Genomic DNA, 625 nt, shown 5'->3' with positions numbered 1-625 from the left:
AAATCAGAATGATAGGGTGCTCTTCGCCATTTTGGTTAAAAGTGCTCATGTAAATCATTCTGGTGTTCGGCTCTTGACCGACTTCACCGAGAAAGTACTGCTTGTCTTGCAAAAAAGGCTGGTAGATAGGCGGGATCAGATTGATGTCGTTGTACGCCGTTGTTAGCAGATCGAGCTTTATCATTCCGTCGCCAGGATGACGCCTAAAATGCTCAATCGCTTCTTTCTTGTCGATCATAATACGTCGTTCACCGACGCGATCTTCCGACCACAACAACGCGCCACTAACAAGTGCGAAGCACAGCAGACCAATCACAATCGACACCAACAGGAAGAAGAGTTCGAGGCGTCCAGTTAAGCTTTGTGTGTTGTTAAATAAGCGGCGAATCATGCCCCCGGCTCCAAGCGGAAGCCGACTTTAGGGATGGTTTTCAATAAATGTTCTTCAAAGGGTTTATCGAGTTGACCGCGCAGTTGATAAATGTGGCTGCGCAAAACGTCATTGTTTGGCTCATTTTCTTGCCATAGGCGGAATGCGATTTCTTCACGCGTCACAACTTCGGGGGCATTTTTGACCAGCATTTCTAGAATAGTGTACGTGGTTGGATTCAACGCCAACAGCTTA

At 46.9% G+C, this 625-nt stretch carries 1 protein-coding gene and 1 pseudogene; both read right to left on the bottom strand.

The genetic code is table 11. The features are described 5' to 3' along the window. A pseudogene (locus R7044_RS26300) lies at positions 1–391 on the bottom strand (sensor histidine kinase); the annotation flags it as partial. Continuing rightward, positions 388–625: winged helix-turn-helix domain-containing protein (locus R7044_RS26295; RefSeq protein ID WP_225456127.1), on the bottom strand; the 238-nt coding region annotated here is incomplete at its 5' end. The gene R7044_RS26295 and the pseudogene R7044_RS26300, both read right to left, overlap by 4 nt.

The organism is Vibrio sp. 1402 (assembly GCF_033340275.1).
Note: the sequence above shows the minus strand (reverse complement) of the source record. Positions and strands in the feature narration are given on the sequence as shown.